We start from the raw sequence: 21,974 nt of genomic DNA, 5'->3' as shown, positions 1-21,974 counted from the left end.
CGAATTCGGTGCGATTTTTATTTCTTAAGGAGCAGGTGTTTCAGATGAACCTAGGGTCACTATATTAGATGGTGCCGATTCATTTCCAGCGATATCGACTGCCGTTACATAATAATCTCCATTGTTGGCAGTAAAGGAAAGATCAGAATCACTTTTTATGCTTGCTACTTTCGATGAAAGTAAGCCAGCTTGGTAGACACGGTATCCAACGACATCATTATCAGGTGAGGCGGACCATGCTAATTTATTGCCTGATCCAGATAAGCTTACACTATCAGGCTTCTTCCCGTTATCGACCATTTTAGCATCTGGAACAAGGATTTTTCCCCAACGGTCTTTCTTAGGAATTAACTGACTAGTATTTTTAAAGTTCTTTCCTACCATTCGAGTGATAAAGTCTGGGTTTAGGATAAGACCAAACTGGGCAAACTCTTCTGGTGTAGAATCTAAGGCCAAATATTTTTTAGAACCTACTGTGACAAATTTGCTTTCAAGCAAACTATCATCTACTTTTGTTGGAACATTATTGATATTAAAGTAATCACTTTCAATTAATCCTGCTTTTGAACAGGCTTCAGAAGGTAACATACCTGAAACGGCGCAATAAGAACGTTTTACAATTCCATCAGGCATTTCAAATGTTTCTTTTGGATCAACTAAATCTGGTTTAATACTATAGGCTGCATTTATTAATTCAGCCCAAAGATTATTTGTCCGTTGGCTATAGGACATGCCAGAGGTATTGAGAGATTTTGGCGTATCGTACCCTGTCCAAATTCCAAAGGTAACGCTTGGATTTGTAGCGACAAACCAAGAATCAATATATTCATTCCCTGTCCCTGTTTTCCCAGCCCAATCCGCATTAAATTTCAATTTGCTTTTCACACCTGATGCCGTCCCCATTTTGACCACATCACGCATCATATCTAGTGTTAAATAGGCTGTTTGTGGTTTAAAGACATCAACCGGTTTCACCTCGTGTTGATAAATAATCTTGCCATTTTTATCGACAATTTTATCAATCAAATAGGCGTCAATAAATTTCCCACCATTTGCAAATGTGCTGAATGCATTTGTATTTTCTTCTATTGTCACGCCTGTCTCCATGGAGCCGATGGCTGTAGAAAGATTGGTATAGTCAGGTTTTTTTAAAGAAGTAAATCCCATTTTTTCAAGATACTTAGCTGGACTTTGATCAACAATGTCTTTATATAATTTAACGGCAGGGACGTTATACGATTTTGCCAGTGCATAACGGGCAGAAACCAATCCGCTGTATCTTAAATCATAGTTGCGCGGCCACGGAGTACTTCGACCGAAAGCGAGACTCAGTGCTACATCTGGTAATGGTGTTCCGGGAGACACTTTTCCTAACTCAATTGCCGGACCATAGACAAGAAGCGGCTTCATCGTGGAGCCATTTTGTCTAATGGCACTCGTTGCGTGATTGAGCTGTTGGTTGTCATAATTTCTTCCAGCGACAAAACTGATGATCTTTCCTGTCTTATTCTCAATTAATTCTGCTCCCACTTCAACGGGTTCAGTCACAGTAATTGTTTCACCAGTTTCTGGATCCTTCTTTTCCTGCGGTTTATCAGGTCCATAATTTTTATAATTGTCTTTTACCACTTGCATGGCATCGTAAATGCCCTTGTCAATCGTGGTATGAATTTTATAGCCATTTTGATGTAAATCATGGTCTGCTAATGTTTTGTATTTGTAATAAAGATTGTCATCATTTTTTAAATCTTTATCAGTATAGCCGTCTTTTTGGGCTAGTACCGTAGTCAGAACTTCGATTGAACGCTTTTCAATCTCAAACGTAAGCCATGGATATTTTTCAAGCGGGTTACTAACTGGAGTAATAAAGTCCTTTGTAATGTCGTACCCGGAAGCTTCAGCATATTGTTGCTGGTTAATATATCCACCATCAAACATTCTTTTTAGAACTGTTTTCATCCGGGTGAGACCTGGTTCAAGATTGTTTTTAACAGTACCTTCCCGTGTAAAGGGGGTATATCCAAACGGACTTTGCGGCAGTCCCGCAATAAACGCTGCTTGAGGTAAAGTTAGTTCACTTGCCTCTTTCCCAAAAATACCTTTGGCAGCCGCTTGAACACCTGCAATGTTTTGTCCTGAAGAATTTCTTCCGAAGGTTGAAACGTTAAGATAGGCTTCAAGAATTTCTTTTTTATCAAAGAATTTCTCTAATCTCAGTGCAAGTAATATCTCATTTGCTTTCCGTTGGAAGGAAACTTCGTTTGTTAAGATTTGATTTTTTATCAATTGTTGGGTTAAGGTACTTCCACCCGACTGCACAGAAGAATTGGTTACCTCCTGGAAGACTGCACGGAAAACCGCTTTCGGGACGACCCCTTTATGCTGATAAAAGTACTCATCTTCGGTGGCAACAACAGCATTGACTAAATCCTTGGAGACATTTTCAACCTTGACCTCATCTCGCACAAGGTCAGATCTTAGCCTGCCAAGATAGACATCATCGGCAAAATATAAATCCGATGTTTCTGTGTAATTATAAATATCCTTTTTCATACTTTCGTAAGAGCGGACGGGTTCATCCTTTACAAGGGAGGCGAAATAACCTGCACCAACACCTGTAGCAAACGATCCTCCGATTATAAGCACTGTTACTACAAGAAGAAAGAGGTTCCAAACGACTTGATAGGTAATTCGAGCACTTTTTACCGTTTTCTTATGGGTAAATAAGTTTAGTATGGATTTTCCTTTTTCCATCCATGCCTGGATTTTTTCATTCATTCAGAGCATCACCTCAATATAAAATCCCTTACATTATAGCATATAGTAAGGATAAAAACTGACAAGCTTCTACATTTTCTGAAATTTCCAGTTGAGGTTTGACATGTGAAACGAAATATGGTAAAAAGAGCTATAGAAAATTTTATATTGATAAGCTGTGAAGGGAACCAACTGTAGTTCTTCTATCCCTGTTTGTAGAGAGCCAGCGGTGCTGAAAGCTGGTACATATAGAAGAATGAAATACATCCTGGAGCTTTTTCTGTGAAAACTTGTCGGCTAGTAGCGGGAAACGGTCTAAACCGTTAATTTTTTTGAGTTGGAGGAAGCTTTCCTCAAGCTGGGTGGTACCGCGTATAATTTACGTCCCTGCATTTTTGCAGGGGCGTTTTTATTTTGATTTTGGAGGGATAAATATGGATTTATTACAGGATTTAACTTGGCGGGGGATTATCTATCAACAAACGGATGAAGAGGGGTTAAAGGATCTATTAAGCAAGGAAAGTATCTCCTTATATTGTGGGGCAGACCCAACGGCAGATAGCTTGCATATTGGTCATTTAGTACCATTTTTAACACTCAGGAGATTTCAACAACATGGTCACCGTCCCATCGTTTTAGTTGGCGGAGCGACAGGACTCATTGGCGATCCAAGTGGAAAAAGTGAAGAACGTAAACTTTTGACATTAGAAACCGTTCAAGAAAATGTCGCGGGTATCAAGAAACAACTAGAATCTATTTTTGAATTTGATGGGGATAATGGTGCAATTATGGTGAATAACTATGATTGGGCCGGTTCAATGGATATTGTTACCTTTTTAAGGGACATTGGTAAACATATTGGGGTTAATTACATGCTTGCTAAGGATACGATTGCTTCCCGTCTCGAAACAGGCATTTCTTTTACTGAATTTACCTATACCATTTTGCAGGCGTTAGACTTTAATCACCTGTATGACCATCATAATTGTAAATTGCAGATTGGTGGGAGTGACCAGTGGGGGAACATTACCTCTGGATTGGAGTTAATTCGCAAAATGCATGCGGACGAAGAGTCAAAAGCGTACGGCCTGACAATTCCTCTTGTTACCAAAGCGGATGGTACAAAGTTTGGTAAATCAGAGGGTGGATCTGTTTGGTTGGATCCGGAAAAAACAACTCCATATGAATTCTACCAGTTCTGGATTAACACTGCAGATGCGGATGTTTTGAAATATTTGAAGTATTTTACCTTCCTCACTCGTGAAGAAATTGAGCAATTAGAGCAGAGTGTTCAAGATGAACCGCATCTTCGCAAAGCCCAAAAGGCACTGGCAGAAGAGCTGACTCGTCTTATCCATGGAGAAGAGTCACTGCAGCAAGCTATCAAGATTTCTCAGGCTTTATTTAGTGGAGATGTAAGTAGTCTTTCAGCTGAGGAAATTAAGCAGGGCTTTAAAGATGTACCAGCTTATACTTCGCAAAATGAGGAGAATTTGGTTGATCTTTTGGTGGCTGCGAAAATATCCCCATCAAAACGGCAAGCGCGTGAAGATATTGCTAACGGTGCTGTGAGCGTTAATGGTGATAAAATCATGGACACTGCTTATGCCCTAACAGAAAATGATCGAATCGATGGACAGTTTACCATTATTAGACGTGGAAAAAAGAAATATACGTTAATAAAATATTAAACAAAAAGGCAAGTGAAGAAAGACAGCTCGTTTTTCTCCACTTGCTTTTTGTGTTAATTAGAGCGGAAATCAACGGGCATTATTTATATAGAATAAAAAAAGAAAACCCCCGATACCAATAGGAATCGGAGGTTTAACCTTATTAACGTGAGTAGAACTCGACGATAAGAGTTTCGTTGATTTCAGCAGGTAATTCAGAACGCTCAGGTAAGCGAGTGAAAGTACCTTCTAATTTGTCAGCATCGAATGTTAAATAATCAGGAACGAAGTTATTTACTTCGATCGCTTCTTTCACAACATCAAGGTTACGAGATTTTTCACGAAGGCTGATTGTTTGACCAGCTTTTAAACGGTATGATGGGATATCTACACGAGCACCATCAACCATGATGTGGCCATGGTTTACTAATTGACGAGCAGCACGACGAGTACGAGCAAGACCTAAACGGTATACTACGTTATCAAGACGTGATTCAAGAAGAATCATGAAGTTTTCACCGTGAACGCCGCCTAATTTGCCAGCTTTATCAAAAAGATTACGGAATTGACGCTCAGTAACTCCATACATATGACGAAGTTTTTGCTTTTCTTGTAATTGCAATCCGTATTCAGAAAGCTTTTTGCGTTGGTTTGGACCATGTTGTCCAGGAGCGTAAGGACGCTTTTCTAATTCTTTACCTGTGCCGCTTAGAGAGATACCAAGACGACGAGAGATTTTCCAGCTAGAGCCAGTATAACGAGCCATGAATGACTCCTCCTTGTGTTTTTATTTTGGTAAAATAAAAACCGTTATGAGAATCCTTAATAGTCATTTTATTTTCATGCACCTTCGCCCTAGCAGCTAAGGGTTACAAGATACACCATCATTTAAAGGGAATATACCTTTATGAGGAATAAAATGAATCTAATAAAGTAACATAAGAGGCTGCAATATTTTACACAAAGAGTATTATATAATTTTTATTCCTATAAAGTCAAGTTAATTTTCGGAATAAAGCTGACTGCAAAAATAACTATAAAAAAATTAATAAATTATTAAAAAAACATTCCAAAAGTATCATAAAATTAACTATAATTAGGATACGATGTATTTATTTGGAATTATAAAACAGGTGAATATGAATGAATGCTATTGAAGGAGATCTATTATTGGATGTTGTGAAATATAAAAAATTATTTCAAATAGCTGAAAAACTCCATTCGTCGATGGATGTGGATTTTGTATTAGGGGAGATATTTGTGATCCTGAAAGAAGTGTACCCTAACTATTCCTATTACTTACTTCTTTCCTTGGATACCCATAGTCACAGTGATCTTCCGATTATTGACCTTGAATACGACGGAGAAAATATTATGGCCATAAATACCTATGTATCGGGGCAGGTTCATTTTGAAACATCATTTATTGATAAACATGCCGTTCTATATGTGCCATTAAAAGGAAAGCAGGGGGTGTATGGAGTATTACAGATAATCGCACCAGATTGTTCTGAAATTCCTACTAATGAAATAGAGTTTATTACGTTAATGTCAGCATGTGCGGGCGGGGCCTTGGAAAATGCTCAGCTTTTTCAGCAGACAAAAAGAACCATCTCTGAACTGCAATTAATTAACGATACATCGTACCAATTAAATTCAAATCAGCCTTTAGCTGAGACGCTGACATTCATGTCAGAACAAATCAAAGACTATTTTGAGGCACAGGAAGTGGGCTTTTTTCTGTTTTCAACAGATCATGCCAAGTCCGATGCCAAAGCACTTCCAGGCTCGACTCCTTACTTTTTCACCCAGAAATCACAAACTTATATTAACTACATAAAGGAAAAAATCCAGGAAGGTAACGAACCTCTATTTATAGGGGATCTTACGTTGCCAACCAATCAACAAATAGCAGCCTTTCACTCTATAATGGCTGTGCCACTGGTAGTGGAGAAGAAATTGACCGGCTTTTTTATTATCATGCATGAAAGTCCCTATTTTTTCTCTTTTGATACATTTAAACTACTACAAGCGCTTGTCCACCATTCATCATTAGCACTAACGAATTCCTTACTCCGGGAGGAATTAAAGAAAATGGTGATTATCGACCATTTGACAAATCTCTATTCACGAAAGTTTTTGGATGAAAAGATCCAGCAATCGATGAAGGAGGATGAAGAAGGTACATTTATTCTTGTTGATATTGATAATTTCAAAAAAATTAATGATACCTTTGGACATCAAATCGGAGACGAAGTGCTGATACAGGTAGCAGATCTTATTAGAGAAATTATGCGCGAGAGTGATATTGGTTCTCGATGGGGTGGAGAGGAGCTAGCGATTTATCTGCCAAGGACCTCATTACAATCGGGAGTAACAATTGCTGAAACTATCGTAAAAAGGGTTTCAGAGTCTAGCGATCCTCATGTGACAGTGTCATGTGGTGTTTCTTATTGGAGTATAAATAGACTCGATTCTTATCAATACTTATTTAAAAGGGCCGATGATGCCTTATACATTGCTAAAGAGACGGGTAAAAACATGGTTGTTGTTCAGGGCGGTAAGTTTGGTAATCGATAATTATAGAAAAAAGGGCACAAGGAAAATCTCCTGTGCCCTTTTTCTATAAATTGTGTTAAAGATTTCCGCTTCCATCGACTATGAGAATTGTTATAACCGTTCTATAAATGGTTTAGTAGGATGGCTACAATTTCTTCGAGCATTTGTTGATCAGTGTCATCAAAGCGATTTTTCTCCGGGGAATCAATATCTAATACCCCAATTAATTTCTCACCCTTTAGAAGCGGGATAACTATTTCGGATTGAGATGCCGCATCACAAGCGATATGGCCTGGGAATTGATGAACGTCATCCACAAGAATTGTTTCCTTTTTAAGGGCAGCAGTGCCACAGACTCCCTTCCCAATGGGAATGCGAACACATGCAGGTAGTCCTTGAAATGGACCAAGGACGAGTTCCCCATTAGTATCTACTAAATAAAATCCAACCCAATTAATCCGGTCAAGAAATTGGTTCAATAGGGCAGATGTATTACTGAGGTTAGCTATTTGATTAGGTTCATCAAGTAGGAGAGCTTTCAATTGTTTTTTTGCGAGTTCAAAATTTTCTTCACGGCTTCCCGTGTACATTTCGACGTTAAACATGCTATTTCACCTTTTTCTTCTAGGATTTAGTTTATATTTTATCAAAATTAGAAGAAAATGAGCATACTTTGTCGATATTTTCATAAAGGAATCAGGGATATGACAAAGAATCATTATGTATGGGGATTCCTGAAGGGGGAGAAGGAATGAAAAAAGATGCAAAGGAAGCAATTGTTAAGGCCGCAATATCGTTGTTTAATTCAAATGGGTATTCTGGTACGTCAATTAGGGATATTGCCAAGTTAGCAAAAGTTAATTCAGCAACTATTGCCTACCATTTCAATAATAAACCGGGTCTCTTAGAATATTGCTTTTTGCATTTTTTTGAACAGTACTTGAGTAGGATTGAAGAAGCATACACTTCCATTGATCAGGGAGCAAAGGCATGTTTAAAGCAGATTGTAGCGGATGTATTTCATTATCAATGTGAAAATAGTGAATTGACCAGTTTTGTGTATCGGGAAATGTCAATGGATTCACAAATCGTAAGGGAAATTATGTCAACCTATTCGCTTAAAGAAAAATATTATCTTCAGAAAATATTCGAAAGAGGTTTTGAATGGCAGGAATTTCGTCCGCATTCGATTCCATATCTCATTATTCAATTAAAAAGTTTATTAATGATGCCATTCATGAATAGTCAATATATGAGGGAAGTTTTATACATTTTTCCAAATGAGCGATTTTTTGAGCAAAAGTATTTAAAAGATATCTATTCATGGATTGATTTTACATTGTGTACTGATTTACCAATACAAAAGAGTGCGATTATTAAATAGCGGGAATCGCTATTTTTTTTTGCTGAAAAGGGTGGATGAAATGATAACCAGATTTATATCTGGTTTTGTCTCATGGATTCAACTTCGCCACTGTCTTCGTCCAAACGGACTCCCCATTAAAAGAGTTTTCGTTTATTTTACAAAAAAATTGAAAATTATAGTCAAAAAATGTCGTTTACATGGTATCATAAAAGCATTAATGGAACTTTACGTGAATCATTAACATAGATGTGTGTCTGAATTTATCGAATCAATGTTGTTTGAACTAGGGGGCTTACTTGTGAAATATTTCATTGGATTTTTCATCCTAATACTGGCTGTATTTGTATTGGGATATTTAATAAAGAAAAAATATTTTAAAGAAATGGATCGATTGGAAGCATGGAAAATCGATTTATTAAATAGACCAATACTGGATGAAATGTCAAAGGTTAAGCAGTTAAATATGACAGGCCAAACGGAAGAACTTTTTGAACGTTGGCGGAACCAATGGGATGATGTGGTAACAGTAAAGCTCCCTAATTTAGAAGATTTGCTTTTTGATGCGGAAGAGTACATCGATCGATATCGGTTCAAAAAAGCTAAAAATGTTCAACAAGAGATTGATATGAAACTGCAAGAAACTGAGGATCAGATAAAAAAAATATTAGAAGAATTACATGAACTTGTTGGAAGCGAAGAAAAAAATAGGGTTGAAGTAGAAGAGCAAAAAGAACTTTATCGAGAAGCTAAAAAAATGTTACTTGCCCATCGCTATAGTTTTGGAAATGCCGAAAGACATTTAGAAGAGCAATTAAAAGAGGTAGTGCAGAAATTTCAGGAATTTGATGAAAAGACAGACCTGGGTAATTATCTTGAAGCCCGTGAGATTGTTCTAATGATTGCCAAACAACTTGGAACAATAAAAAAACATATGGATGTTATTCCTCAACTATTAATTGAATGTCAATCATTACTGCCAAATCAATTTTCCGATTGTCTCGAAGGGCTTCGCGAAATGACGGAGCAAGAATATTATTTGGACCATATAAATGTGGTAGAAGAAATAAAGCGACTAGAAGAAAAACTTACGGAAAATCTCGTGTTAATCGAAGCTATTGAAATCGAAAAAGCCGAAGAGGGTATTAAGGAGGTTAAGGATCGAATTGATATCCTATTTGACCTCTTGGAAAAAGAAGTTCATGCAAAGCACTTTTTGATGAAAAATGAAAAAGTTGCATATGAACTCCTGGCTGCTGCTCAAAAAGAAAGTAAAAATCTTTCGAATGAAATCTTACAGGTCCAACAAAGTTACCAATTAACGGATAGTGATTTTGAAACACTAAGACATTTAGAAAAGGAACTTTCAACTGTTTACAAACATTATGAAATATTGGTAGAAAAATTAAAAATGAACGAAACGGCACAAACGGCATTATGTGAGGAATTAAGTGAATTGAAAGACCAGTTAGATATCATCCGTGAGGGTCAAGAATCTTTTACCCTTAAGCTGCAAGACCTCAGAAAGGATGAGTTTGAAGCAAGGGAAAAGGTCAAAGAACTGACGAAAAAAGTTGGGGAAACGGTTCGACTTGTCAAAAAGAATAATATTCCAGGAGTTCCTGCCGATTATCAATATTTATTCGAGGATACGAATGAGAGCATTCAAAATGTCCGCTACCAACTCGAAGAAAAACCACTAAATATTTCTGCGCTTAATGAATATCTTGAAATGGCTGTACTAACAGTTGAAAAACTAGTAAGTACTACGATTGAGTTAATTGAAAATGTTACGTTGGCAGAGAGAGCGATTCAATATGGCAATCGTTATCGTAGTCAAAATCCATCCGTTGCCAAAGGGTTAGCTGATGCAGAAGATTCCTTTAGACATTACGAGTATCAACAGGCATTAGAGCAGGTCGCAGCAACGCTTGAGAGATTTGACCCAGAAGCATTGAAAAAAATTAAAGCTACCATTGAAACAGAATAGATAGAAAAAACCGATTCAATCTATGGTTTGAATCGGTTTTTTCTATCCTTTTTCAAATGTAGCTATTTATGTTAAGATTTATCTTTGGTAACTGTCTTGGTACGGAGGAGATTAGAATGATTTATTTTGATAATAGTGCAACGACTAAACCTTATAATGAAGTATTAGATTCCTTTGTTACCGTTTCAAGTAAATATTTCGGTAATCCATCATCACTGCATAGCATGGGAGGGCAGGCCGAAAAGCTCTTGTCACAGGCACGGGAACAGGTAGCTAAGTTATTAAGTGTAAGACCATCAGAAATTTATTTCACGTCAGGCGGTACTGAAAGCAATAATATTGCCATTAAAGGTGCGGCTTTACTAAATCGAAGTAGAGGGCGTCATCTGATAACATCCAGTGTTGAGCATGCCTCAGTAATGGCTGCCATGGAACAATTGGAGCAGGTGGGGTTCGAGATCACCTATTTGCCTGTTGATGAATATGGAAGAGTCAGTGTGGATGATGTGAAGAATGCCATCCGACCAGATACGACGGTGATTTCCATTATGCAGGTGAATAACGAAGTTGGTACTATTCAACCTATTAAGGAAATTGGTGATCTGTTAAAAAAATATCCATCGATTTTATTCCATGTGGATACAGTCCAGGGTATTGGAAAAGTCCCTATGAATTTATATGAAAATAGAGTCGACCTTTGTTCATTGTCTGCCCATAAATTTCATGGGTTAAAAGGAACGGGAGCTCTCTTTATTCGTGAGGGGGCAAGGCTGGCTCCGTTATTTTCTGGTGGGAACCAAGAGCGGCAGATGCGAAGCGGAACCGAAAATGTCGCAGGTGCTGTTTCGATGGCGAAGGCATTAAGAATGACCATGGATAATAGCAAAGCGGGTATAAATAATATGAGAGAGATTCAAACCCTGCTTAGAGGTGAATTATCTTCATTTGAAGGTGTTCAGATCCATACACCTATAAATGGGTCAGCACCCCATATTTTCAATTTTTCACTTAATGGATTGAAAGCGGAAGTGTTTATCCATGCACTAGAACAGGATGGGATCTTTGTTTCAACAACCAGTGCCTGTTCGTCCAAAAAGAAAACATCAAGTAAAACCTTGCTAGCAATGGGCGTTCCTGAGACTATAGCTGATAGTGCTTTTAGGATCAGTTTGTCATTTGCTAATACAAAAGAAGAGGCTTTAATGGTAATCGCGGCGATGAAAAAAGCTGCAAACCAATTAAGAAAGGTAATGAATTAAATGAAATATGATCGAATCTTAATACGCTATGGAGAAATATCAACAAAAGGTAGAAATCGTAATAAATTTGTCGAAAAACTGAGGAAAAGTGTTAGAATCGCCCTTGCTCCCTTTCCGAATGTTAAGGTTGAGGCAAGCCGTGATCGGATGTATGTGTTATTAAATGGTGAAAATGGCAAAGATGTAATTGGAAAATTAAAGAATGTCTTTGGGATTCAGTCTTTTAGTCCTGCGATAAAGGTGGACAGGGACGTTGAGGTGTTAAAACAAACCTCGCTTGAATTAGTTACCAGCCTATACAATGAAGGGGAAACTTTCAAGATTACTCCAAAACGATCGGATAAAGCCTTTGAATTGAATACAGATGGAATCAATCACGCCATTGGTGGTCATCTACTCCAGAATATTCCAGGACTCAAAGTGGATGTAAAAAATCCTGATATTAATTTACGGATTGAGGTCCGAAAAGAAGCCATATATTTATCGTGTGAGATCATACAGGGGGCTGGTGGTCTTCCAGTTGGCTCGAGTGGCAAGGCTATGCTCATGCTTTCCGGTGGTATTGATAGTCCAGTGGCAGGTTATATGGCCATGAAAAGGGGATTAGAAATTGAAGCTGTCCACTTTTTCAGTCCTCCTTTTACAAGTGAACGATCAAAGGAAAAGGTCGTTGATTTGTCAAGAAAACTAGCGGGGATATATGGATCAATTAAACTTCATATTGTGCCTTTTACAAATATTCAACAGGCGATTCGCGAGCAAATTCCGGAGAATTATTCGATGACGACAACTAGAAGAATGATGCTTCGCATTACTGATGAAATACGGAAAAAACAGGATGGCTTAGCTATTGTTACCGGAGAAAGTCTTGGTCAGGTAGCTAGTCAGACATTAGAAAGTATGTATGCCATAAATGAAGTGACGAACACTCCTATTTTACGACCTTTGATTACGATGGATAAAACGGATATAATCAAAATTGCTCAAGAAATCGATACACTTGAAATTTCGAATCGACCATTTGAGGATTGCTGCACAATCTTTGTCCCATCCTCACCAAAAACAAAGCCAAAAAGAGAAAAAGTCAACCGCTATGAAAGTTATTTTGATTTTGAACCAATGATCCAAGAAGCGGTTGAAAAGGTTGAAACCCTTGTTATTAAACAAGTTGATGAACAGCATTCAGAATTTGAATCCTTATTTTAACGACAAGATTTGAATTTTTTGTGAACAATTACCAATTGGATTATAGAATGAACCTTATGGATTCTACACATTCTATACTCACAAGGAGGTGATATCACATGGCAAGCAACAATTCAAATCAATTATTAGTTCCTGGTGTTGAACAAGCTCTAGATCAAATGAAATACGAAATTGCTCAAGAATTTGGCGTAAACCTTGGTGCAGATACTACTTCACGTGCTAACGGGTCAGTTGGTGGTGAAATCACTAAGCGTTTAGTTTCAATGGCCGAACAACAATTAGGCGGCGGATTCTCTCGTTAATAAAAAAATATGATGGCTACAGAGAGTGGAGGTTTTCCTTCACTCTCTTTCTTATGCTTGAAAAATAGGATTAATTGAATAATAATTTAAAATCTTTCAATAATTATGTATAATGATTTTGAGGATATTTAGTAAATAATGAGGGGGAGAAAGATGAAACGGGAAGATTTAATCGCGCCAGAAAAGTATAATCTTATTTCTGAAATGGAGCGTTTTGCGGAGGATTCATCAAAAATTGCCTTGAAATGGGAAAGTGAGGCAGGAGAGACAAAGCAAGTTACATATGAGCAATTATTAAAGCTAGTAAACCAAGCAGGAAATGTCCTTATGGAAAATGGATTAACAAAGGGTGATGTTGTTCTCGTCATTGTACCTCGTCTTATTGAAGCATATGTTATTTACTTGGCAGCATTAAAAGCCGGCATGGTGGTTATACCAAGTTCAGAAATGTTAAAGGAGAAAGATTTGCAGTATCGTATTTCTCATGGTGATGTCAAAGCTGTGGTTAGTTATTATCCTTATGTTGATCAGTTTAAACATATTACTGAGACACAGCCGTTGGTTAAATTTGCAATTGGTGGAGCAGAAGCAGGTTGGATTCATCTTGATGCCGCTATGCAAAAAGCGAGTGAAGAAATGGCAATTGCTGAAACACTAAGAGATGATATGGCTTTTTTATCTTATACATCAGGAACGACGGGCAATCCAAAAGGTGTGGTACACACCCATGGCTGGGCTTTTGCTCATTTAAAAACAGCAGCCCCTAAATGGCTTTGTATTGAAGACGGCGATACTGTCTGGGCTACGGCTGGACCAGGTTGGCAGAAATGGATCTGGAGCCCCTTTTTATCTGTGCTTGGCTCCGGCGGAACAGGACTTGTTTACAACGGAAAATTTGATCCAAAGAAATATTTGAGTCTTTTACAAAAATATGATGTCAATGTCCTCTGTTGCACACCGACTGAATATCGCTTAATGGCGAAGGTGGACAATTTGGCGGACTACCAATTGCCAAATCTTCATAGTGCTGTTTCAGCCGGGGAACCCTTAAATAGAGAAGTAATTGATACGTTTAGAAAATATTTTACTATTGATGTCCGTGATGGCTACGGGCAGACAGAAAACACCTTGCTTGTAGGAGTAACAAAGGGAATGGAATTGAAGCCAGGTTCAATGGGCAAGCCAACACCTGGAAATAGGGTTGATATCATTAATGATGACGGTCAAGTTTGCCGTGTGGGTGAGGTAGGCGATATTGCTGTCCATATTGAAACACCAGCCTTATTTAAAAACTACTATAAAGATCCTGAAAGAACAGCCATGCAGTTCCGCGGTGATTACTATGTGACCGGTGATAAAGCTAAAATGGATGAAGAAGGCTATTTCTGGTTTGAGGGCCGTGGTGATGATATTATCATTAGTTCAGGTTATACAATTGGACCGTTTGAAGTAGAAGATGCTCTCGTCAAACATCCGTCTGTTAAAGAGTGTGCAGTCGTGGCAAGCCCAGATGAGATTCGTGGCTTCATTGTGAAAGCCTTTGTTGTCTTAAAAGAGGATGTTGATCCAGCAGATCCAGACCTGACACAAAACTTGCAGGAGCATGTTAAAGCGCTTACAGCACCGTATAAGTATCCAAGAAAAATTGAGTATTTATCCGAGCTTCCAAAAACAACTTCGGGGAAAATTCGTCGGATTGAGTTACGTCAAAAAGAAATGCAGTCAATCAAACAATAAAGAAGAATCAAAGGGCAGGCGGGCATTGACCGCCTGCTTGTTTAAAAGATAAGAAAGAAATTTTGACTTTGAGAATTGTCCAGCTCAAGAAGCCATCGGCTCGAGGTCACAAGCCAATCCGTCGAGAAGGTTAAAGAGAGCAACCTCCCCGCCGGCTCGTCTTGTGCTTGTCGCCGATAGGCGGGCGCCTTGCGCTTTTCTTGTATTACCAGAATTTATATGTTTCGACTTTGAGAATTGTCCAGCTCCAGGCGCCATCGGCTCGAGGTCACAAGCCAATCCGTCGAGAAGGTTAAAGAACAACCTTCCCGCCGGCTCGTCTTGTGCTTGTCGCCGATAGGCGGGCGCCTTGCGCTTTTCTTGCTTTCAGGATTTTTGAGCAAAAAAGGCTTCTCTTTTTTCCGTTTCGCGTTATAATGAAGATTATTTCGAAAACTGAAAGAAAAGGGGCTTGGGAAACAATATGGGGAAGACAGAAACACAAACGGGGGCCATTCAGGCAGGCTTTTCCTATTTAATTTGGGGGCTATTGCCAATTTATTGGAAATTATTAGATCGTGTGAACGCAATGGAGATACTTGGAAACCGCGTATTTTGGTCATTTGTTTTTATGGTAGTAGTTCTTTTCTTCACGAAAAAATGGGGATTATTTATTCAAACCATTAAGGGCTTTGCCAAAAATAAAAAGCAAATGGTGGCACTTGCGATTGCCTCTGTCCTAATAAGTGGAAATTGGTTTATTTATATTTGGGCGGTTAACAACGGTCATATGATTGAAGCAAGCCTAGGTTATTATATAAACCCACTGATTAGCATTGTACTCGGGATGCTTGTATTAAAGGAAAAGTTAAACATATACCAATATATTTCATTTCTATTAGCAGCAATTGGAGTATTAATTGTCACCGTTTCTCATGGGGCATTTCCTTGGATTGCCGTTTCCTTAGCCTTAACCTTTGGTCTTTATGGGTTAGCTAAAAAACTAATAAATGTCGATTCTGCGGTTGGCTTAACATTGGAAACGTTAGTAGTTGCGCCGATCGCTGCCATCTATATGATTTTCTTATTTTTTACAGGTTCGAATTCTTTTTTATCAGTAAATACGGGAACGGATTTGCTATTAATCGGAGCAGGTGTCGTAACGGCAGTACCGCTGTTGTATTTTGCAAAGGGGGCGCAAAAGATTCCCCTCTCCTTACTCGGATTTTTGCAGTATATTGCCCCGACATTGACGTTAATGTTAGGCGTTTTTGTCTATCAGGAGCATTTTTCAAAAATCCAACTCCTATCCTTTATATTTATCTGGTTAGGACTAACGATTTATTCCCTTTCCAAAACGAAACTGTTGGCACCAAAAGGCATAAAAATTCAAAAGGGAAAAAAAGTAACTCTATAAGAAAAAAACCTTATCCAATCGCGGATAAGGTTTTTTTAGTCTCTATTAACTTTGCTGCTGATTTTCGTTCTAGGTGTTTTTTAGAGGAATGTTCTCTTTACTTTATTCCAGAAGGAGTTGTCTTTTAATTTTAACGTTTTTATTTTTTTATCGCTTATGGTAACTAGTATTTTATCGACATGGCGGATACTTAAGGCCTCATTGTCCATGCCCATGGTCGGATGGTCATTACCTTCTGATCTTACCTTGAGCGTGAGTGTTCGCTCACTCCCGACAATAAAGGAAGCGCCAAGTGTACGGTACCGATTTGTATTTACCGAGGCGACCTCACTTACCTGCATGCAGGAGAGGAGTGGGTCCACAATAGAACCATTTACCGATTTATTATAAGCAGTACTGCCTGTTGGAGTAGCAACAATAAGCCCATCCCCGCGGAAGGTTTCTAGATGAAGTTGGTCAATAAATACATCAATGACGAGTGTTTTAATAATGGCAGAGCGAATACTGAATTCATTTAAGCATGAAAATGTTCCTTTCCCATCAACATTCACTTCGATAGTAGGGTAGCGACGAACTTTAATATGTTCATTGGTGGTCATGGCTTCGATCATTTTAGAGGTATCGTCGATACGGAAGTCGCAATACATACTTAAACTATTTTTTGTGGAAATCCCCATATAAAGGCAATCATCACGAAACCCGGTTTTTCGGACAGCTTGGAGAAAGGTTCCATCGTCTCCCACACTGGCAATGATGTTAGCCTTCCGATAATCATCAATAACGGAGAACCCGTAACGATCGGCCAATTCTAGGAGGGGTGCAGTAATCGAAAGCATATCAGCATCACGTTTGTGATAAAAATAAATATTACGTCTCATTTCCATATAAATCCCCCTAAAAGATGATGAAAATTTGGTATATGTAATGCTCTAGAAAAATAAATCTTTGCGGAAATTACGTTATTCTGAATTTAGTTTAGCATTTTTATTGCAAAATATAAAACAAGGAAGAAATTTATGTCGAATGAAAGAATGAATATGACGTGTCAGCTTTAAGTTGAAAGGTTTATTTTTTCTATAAAAGCGAATAATAATGTGCTGAAAGGTTGTGAACAAATTGTTTTGGCTGATTCTCTCCTTGGTGCTCATAGTGTTCTTATTCATAGTTATTATTTTTACTAAATTAACGATTCTCCTAAATTATTATCATCATAATGATAATGACGATTTAAAAGTAGAGTTTAGGATATGGTTTGGATTAATCAAATACAAGATAACTGTTCCATTAATTAAAATTGATGATAATTCTCCTAGTATGGTGGTCCAAAGTCATGCTCATTTTGGGGAGAAACAAGAGGACAACCAAGAACCTACTGTTAGTCAGATTACCCACAATGATTTACTAACTAAATTACAAAATGGCAGAGAAGTCCTGCAAAAGGTAGTTCATATGCATGTGATAGTTAGAAAGTTTTTTCAAAAGATCTCTGTAAAAAAATTGGAGTGGCATTCATTAATGGGGGTTGGCGATGCAGCACATACCGGAATGTTGGCAGGGGCTTTATGGGCCGTGAAGGGTGGTATTGTTGGATGGCTCAGTCATTATTTTCGTCTGAAAGAGATGCCGCATCTAAGCGTTACTCCCCATTTTCAAGCAACTGTAATTCAGACAAGGATCACATGTATGTTTCAATTTCGAATCGGGCATGCTATTCTCGCAGGATTAAAACTGATTAAATTCTGGAAGGGCGGGAAACCACGCCCAAAAAGCAAAGCAGAATTTCCAGGTGATAAAACTAAATCCGTTTGAAAGAGGAGGAAATAACCATGTCTGATCACCCTATTCAAGGTTTGATGACGACTGCAATGGAAAGCTTGAAAGAAATGATTGATGTTAATACCATCATTGGTGATCCGGTTGAAACCCCTGACGGGAGTGTCATTTTAACTGTATCAAAGGTGGGCTTTGGATTTGCTGCAGGTGGTAGCGAGTTTAAAATGGATAGCTCTCAATCACAAGGGCAAAGTCAAGGTCAAGGTCAGAGCCAGGGAAAAGCACAGCTTCCATTTGGTGGAGGGAGCGGTGGTGGCGTCTCCATTACCCCGATTGCATTTTTAATCGTTAACTCGCATGGGGTCAAAATGTTGCATTTAGATGAAAGTACACATCTATACGAGAAGATTTTGGAGCTTGCGCCACAGGCGGTTGATAAAATACAGCAAATGTTTTCAAAGAAAGACGATAGTAAACAGCAACAAGGCCAAGATTCACAGCACCAATCAAAAGTTGATCTCGAATTATAACGGCAAAGGTTAATCTTCCCCTACTATGGAAGGTTAACTTTTTTTTAGAGATAATGTATACATTTGACTTTGAGAATTGTCCTGCTCAAGTGTCTTACGCTTCTTTTGATTCAAATAATTGCAAAAAATGTTGTGAAAAGATATAGTTACACTGTACATATTTAAGGTAAATCCTGCATTTTTGCTGATTTACGTTAAGAAGACAAAGGAGGATGTTAGAATGGCAAATGTTACTTTTAAAGGAAATGCAGTAACTTTACTAGGAAATGAAGTAAAAGTGGGAGAAAAGGCCCCAAATTTCACCGTTCTTGCAAATGATTTATCAGCGGTAACGTTAAACGATACGAAGGGGCAAGTTCGTTTAATTACTTCTGTTCCATCCCTAGATACAGGCGTATGTGATGCAGAAACTCGCCGTTTCAACGAAGAAGCGAACAGCTTAGGGAACGTCAAAATTTTAACTGTAAGTGTTGACTTGCCATTTGCGCAAAAGCGTTGGTGTGCTGCGAGTGGAATTGAAAATGTTCAAACATTATCGGATCACCGCGATCTTTCATTTGGAGAAGCATTTGGGGTTGCGATCCAGGAATTAAGACTATTAGCTCGTGCCGTATTTGTAGTCGATTCAAGTGACACTGTTGTTTACGTAGAATATGTAAGTGAAGCAACTAACCACCCTAACTATGAAGCAGCACTAGAAGCAGCTAGAAACGCAAAATAATATAAAATAAGTAAGAAATAGAGGGCCTCTGCTGTTTAGCGGGGCCTTTATACTTGTTTAAAAAATACATACTCGTATAAAATGAATAAGGAAATTTATAAATGGAGGGGAACAATGAAAATTTCTCCAGTTGAACAGCTATTTACATTATTTAATGAAACAGCACTTATGTTACAAGAGGAATTAGCTTGTAGTTATTTAGAGGCACTTGCTGAAACAGGTGAAAATTTATTTCAGGGAGCAATCCTTCAGAAAGAGTTAAGTGAGTTAACAGTCAAAAGGTTGAAGAAGCAATATGAAGAAATTCATTTAGACAACTTTTCGAATGAAGACATCCGTAAATCCTTCCAACTTGTGATATTAAAAGGCATGAAGGATAATGTTCAGCCTAATCACCAAATGACTCCGGACTCTGTGGGGATGCTCTTTGGCTATTTAGTTGAAAAATTTATGACCCAACCTTCCTTCCGTCTTCTCGATCCTGCGGTTGGAACAGGAAATTTATTAACCACTGTATTAAATCATTCACAGAAAAAAGTGACATCTGTTGGAGTAGAGATTGATGATATCCTCATTAAGCTTGCTTATGTCAATGCAAATTTACAAGGACATCCGATACAGTTTTTTAATCAAGATAGTTTAGAGTCATTATTTATTGAGCCAGTTGACACGGTTATTGCTGATTTACCTATCGGGTACTATCCAAATGATACTAGAGCAGCGGATTATCAATTAGTGGCTGCAGAAGGCCATTCCTATTCCCATCACTTGTTTATCGAGCAAAGTGTTCGACACACACTACCTGGCGGGTATTTATTCTTCCTTGTTCCTAACGGTCTCTTTGAAAGCGAGCAAGCACCACAATTACATGAATTTATCAAGGAGCATCTGTTTATTCAAGGTCTTCTGCAATTACCAACAAGCATGTTTAAAAGTAAGAATTCAGGCAAGAGTATTTTGATCTTACAAAAAAAAGGTGAGGGTGTTCAGCCACCTAAACAGGCTTTACTAGTGAATTTACCGAGCCTATCCAATGCCGTGGAAATGGATAAAATTCTCACGAAGATGGAAAATTGGTTTCAAGAAAATAAAGGATAAAACTGGATTATTACCGGTTTTATCCTTTATTTTTTATTGAAATAAATGTGTGAAATATGTGAATATATGAACATTTTCCTTGTAATCGCTACCATGTTAAATATTCCTTGAATTGTGTTTTGTTCAATGATTAAATGAAAAATTGAGGGAAATAAACGAGGTCGATTTGCACAACATAAGGTGTACTAAACAAAATGCATAAACAATCGATGTTGTTATATAAAAGGAGCGGTAGCAAAATGGCAAAAATTATTGCAATTAATGCAGGAAGTTCATCCTTGAAGTTTCAATTATTTGAAATGCCGAGTGAAGATGTTATCACAAAAGGACTGATTGAAAGAATAGGCCTAAAGGATTCCATTTTCAATATTTCAGTTAATGGGGAAAAAGTTCAAGAAATCACCGATATTCCAGATCATGAAGTCGCTGTAAAAATGCTTTTAGATAAATTAACTACTTTGGGAATCATTAAATCATTAGATGAGATTGAGGGAATCGGTCATCGTGTCGTACACGGAGGAGAAGCCTTTAATGATTCAGTCTTAATTACTGAAGAGGTTTTAAATAAAATAGATGAATTATCTGAATTAGCTCCGTTGCATAACCCAGCCAATCTTACAGGTATTAAGGCGTTTATGGGAGTGCTTCCAAATGTGCCAGCGATTGCAGTGTTTGATACTGCCTTCCACCAAACGATGCCTGAAAGTTCATTTTTATATAGTTTGCCATATGAATACTACAAAGAATATGGCATTCGGAAATATGGGTTCCATGGGACAAGCCATAAATATGTTTCACAACGTGCAGCTGAATTATTGGGGCGTCCTGTTGAACAACTGCGCTTAATCTCTTGTCATTTAGGCAATGGAGCTAGTATCGCGGCAATTGAAGGCGGAATGTCCATTGATACATCCATGGGCTTTACTCCACTTGCTGGGGTAACAATGGGTACTCGTTCAGGAAATATTGACCCTGCACTTATTCCATATATCATGGAGAAAACGGGTAAAACAGCTGATGAAGTTTTAGATGTACTTAATAAAAAGAGTGGTATGCTAGCTGTTTCTGGATTCTCAAGTGACTTAAGAGATATCGAGATTGAAGCTAATAAGGGAAATGACCGTGCACGTCTTGCGTTGGATGTATTTGCGAACCGTATTCATAAATATATTGGTTCATACGCATCCCGTATGAACGGTGTGGATGCCATTATTTTCACTGCGGGTATTGGTGAAAATAGTGATACGATTAGAGAAAATGTCTTAAAAGGCCTTGAATTTATGGGAGTGTATTGGGATCCTGCTCTTAATAAGGTTAAAGGTGAAGAAGCATTTATCAATTATCCGCACTCACCAGTGAAAGTCTTAATCATCCCTACAAACGAAGAAGTTATGATTGCCCGCGACGTTGTTCGTTTAGCAGGTAAATAGTAAGACAAAAATTAAATTCATTCAAAGGCAAAAGCTAACCTAATGGCTTTTGCCTTTTTATCGGCCGATAGGAAAGTATAGCTTTCCTATCAGGCATAAGTGCAACTACGCCTCTGTCTTCGCCCTTTGGGCTCGCCAGTCGGCGAGTTTTCTTTATAATATAAGAATTTATAAGTTTTGATC

General features: G+C 38.1%; 18 protein-coding genes and 1 other annotated feature. Of the genes, 14 read left to right on the top strand and 4 right to left on the bottom strand.

Features of this window, described 5'->3' with window-relative positions:
* Positions 1-24 precede the first annotated feature (24 nt).
* Positions 25-2,778, bottom strand: coding sequence for a transglycosylase domain-containing protein (locus TY15_RS06730; RefSeq protein ID WP_040207615.1), 2,754 nt, complete (start codon positions 2,776-2,778; stop codon positions 25-27).
* A 148-nt stretch (positions 2,779-2,926) separates the two neighbouring features.
* Positions 2,927-3,149, top strand: a binding site (T-box leader).
* Between the two features lie 42 nt (positions 3,150-3,191).
* On the opposite strand from TY15_RS06730, the gene tyrS reads away from it, so the two are divergent.
* A complete protein-coding gene (gene tyrS / locus TY15_RS06725) occupies positions 3,192-4,448 on the top strand; it encodes a tyrosine--tRNA ligase (RefSeq protein WP_040207616.1) in 1,257 nt (418 codons plus the stop codon).
* A gap of 142 nt (positions 4,449-4,590) precedes the next feature.
* Here the strand turns inward: tyrS and rpsD are convergent, their stop codons facing one another.
* Positions 4,591-5,193: a 30S ribosomal protein S4 gene (gene rpsD / locus TY15_RS06720; RefSeq protein ID WP_040207618.1), complete on the bottom strand. Its 603-nt coding sequence runs from the start codon at positions 5,191-5,193 to the stop codon at positions 4,591-4,593.
* A 377-nt stretch (positions 5,194-5,570) separates the two neighbouring features.
* Here rpsD and TY15_RS06715 point away from each other — a divergent pair, with 377 nt between their 5' ends.
* Positions 5,571-7,007 carry a sensor domain-containing diguanylate cyclase gene (locus TY15_RS06715; RefSeq protein ID WP_040207619.1) on the top strand — a complete coding sequence of 479 codons (1,437 nt, stop codon included), beginning with the start codon at positions 5,571-5,573 and terminating at the stop codon, positions 7,005-7,007.
* Between the two features lie 101 nt (positions 7,008-7,108).
* Here TY15_RS06715 and TY15_RS06710 read toward each other — a convergent pair whose 3' ends face one another.
* Positions 7,109-7,591: a GAF domain-containing protein gene (locus TY15_RS06710; protein ID WP_040207620.1), complete on the bottom strand. Its 483-nt coding sequence runs from the start codon at positions 7,589-7,591 to the stop codon at positions 7,109-7,111.
* A gap of 146 nt (positions 7,592-7,737) precedes the next feature.
* Here TY15_RS06710 and refZ point away from each other — a divergent pair, with 146 nt between their 5' ends.
* The 7 genes from refZ (at position 7,738) to rarD (ending at position 16,239) form a co-directional block, all read left to right on the top strand.
* Entirely contained in the window at positions 7,738-8,370 is a 633-nt protein-coding gene (refZ, locus tag TY15_RS06705) for a forespore capture DNA-binding protein RefZ (protein ID WP_040207621.1), read from the top strand.
* 280 nt (positions 8,371-8,650) lie between these two features.
* Entirely contained in the window at positions 8,651-10,339 is a 1,689-nt protein-coding gene (gene ezrA / locus TY15_RS06700; RefSeq protein ID WP_040207622.1) for a septation ring formation regulator EzrA, read from the top strand.
* Positions 10,340-10,455: 116 nt separating this feature from the next.
* Positions 10,456-11,598 carry a cysteine desulfurase family protein gene (locus TY15_RS06695; RefSeq protein WP_040207624.1) on the top strand — a complete coding sequence of 381 codons (1,143 nt, stop codon included), beginning with the start codon at positions 10,456-10,458 and terminating at the stop codon, positions 11,596-11,598.
* Positions 11,599-12,804, top strand: a complete 1,206-nt coding sequence (gene thiI / locus TY15_RS06690) for a tRNA uracil 4-sulfurtransferase ThiI (RefSeq protein ID WP_040207626.1) — start codon at positions 11,599-11,601, stop codon at positions 12,802-12,804.
* A 98-nt stretch (positions 12,805-12,902) separates the two neighbouring features.
* Entirely contained in the window at positions 12,903-13,106 is a 204-nt protein-coding gene (locus TY15_RS06685; RefSeq protein ID WP_040207627.1) for an alpha/beta-type small acid-soluble spore protein, read from the top strand.
* A 153-nt stretch (positions 13,107-13,259) separates the two neighbouring features.
* The gene (gene mbcS, locus TY15_RS06680; protein ID WP_040207628.1) at positions 13,260-14,843 is read left to right on the top strand and encodes an acyl-CoA synthetase MbcS; all 1,584 of its coding nucleotides are present in this window, start codon (positions 13,260-13,262) and stop codon (positions 14,841-14,843) included.
* Between the two features lie 463 nt (positions 14,844-15,306).
* Positions 15,307-16,239: an EamA family transporter RarD gene (gene rarD, locus TY15_RS06670; RefSeq protein ID WP_040207631.1), complete on the top strand. Its 933-nt coding sequence runs from the start codon at positions 15,307-15,309 to the stop codon at positions 16,237-16,239.
* 80 nt (positions 16,240-16,319) lie between these two features.
* Here rarD and TY15_RS06665 read toward each other — a convergent pair whose 3' ends face one another.
* The gene (locus TY15_RS06665) at positions 16,320-17,123 is read right to left on the bottom strand and encodes an NAD kinase (RefSeq protein WP_040207634.1); all 804 of its coding nucleotides are present in this window, start codon (positions 17,121-17,123) and stop codon (positions 16,320-16,322) included.
* Between the two features lie 265 nt (positions 17,124-17,388).
* Here TY15_RS06665 and TY15_RS06660 point away from each other — a divergent pair, with 265 nt between their 5' ends.
* The 5 genes from TY15_RS06660 to TY15_RS06640 all read left to right on the top strand — a co-directional run bounded on the left by TY15_RS06660 (position 17,389) and on the right by TY15_RS06640 (position 21,791).
* Positions 17,389-18,048 (top strand): DUF2953 domain-containing protein, encoded by a 660-nt coding sequence (locus TY15_RS06660; protein WP_244440893.1) that lies wholly within the window; start codon positions 17,389-17,391, stop codon positions 18,046-18,048.
* 17 nt (positions 18,049-18,065) lie between these two features.
* A complete protein-coding gene (ytfJ, locus tag TY15_RS06655; RefSeq protein WP_040207636.1) occupies positions 18,066-18,542 on the top strand; it encodes a GerW family sporulation protein in 477 nt (158 codons plus the stop codon).
* A 220-nt stretch (positions 18,543-18,762) separates the two neighbouring features.
* Positions 18,763-19,263 carry a thiol peroxidase gene (tpx, locus tag TY15_RS06650; protein WP_040207637.1) on the top strand — a complete coding sequence of 167 codons (501 nt, stop codon included), beginning with the start codon at positions 18,763-18,765 and terminating at the stop codon, positions 19,261-19,263.
* A gap of 114 nt (positions 19,264-19,377) precedes the next feature.
* On the top strand, positions 19,378-20,361 hold the full coding sequence (locus tag TY15_RS06645; protein WP_040207638.1) for a class I SAM-dependent methyltransferase: 984 nt from the start codon (positions 19,378-19,380) through the stop codon (positions 20,359-20,361).
* 239 nt (positions 20,362-20,600) lie between these two features.
* Positions 20,601-21,791 (top strand): acetate kinase, encoded by a 1,191-nt coding sequence (locus TY15_RS06640; RefSeq protein ID WP_040207639.1) that lies wholly within the window; start codon positions 20,601-20,603, stop codon positions 21,789-21,791.
* Positions 21,792-21,974 lie beyond the last annotated feature (183 nt).

The sequence above is a fragment of the Neobacillus jeddahensis genome (assembly GCF_000612625.1).
Taxonomy (GTDB): Bacteria; Bacillota; Bacilli; order Bacillales; family Cytobacillaceae; genus Neobacillus; species Neobacillus jeddahensis.
Note: the sequence above shows the minus strand (reverse complement) of the source record. Positions and strands in the feature narration are given on the sequence as shown.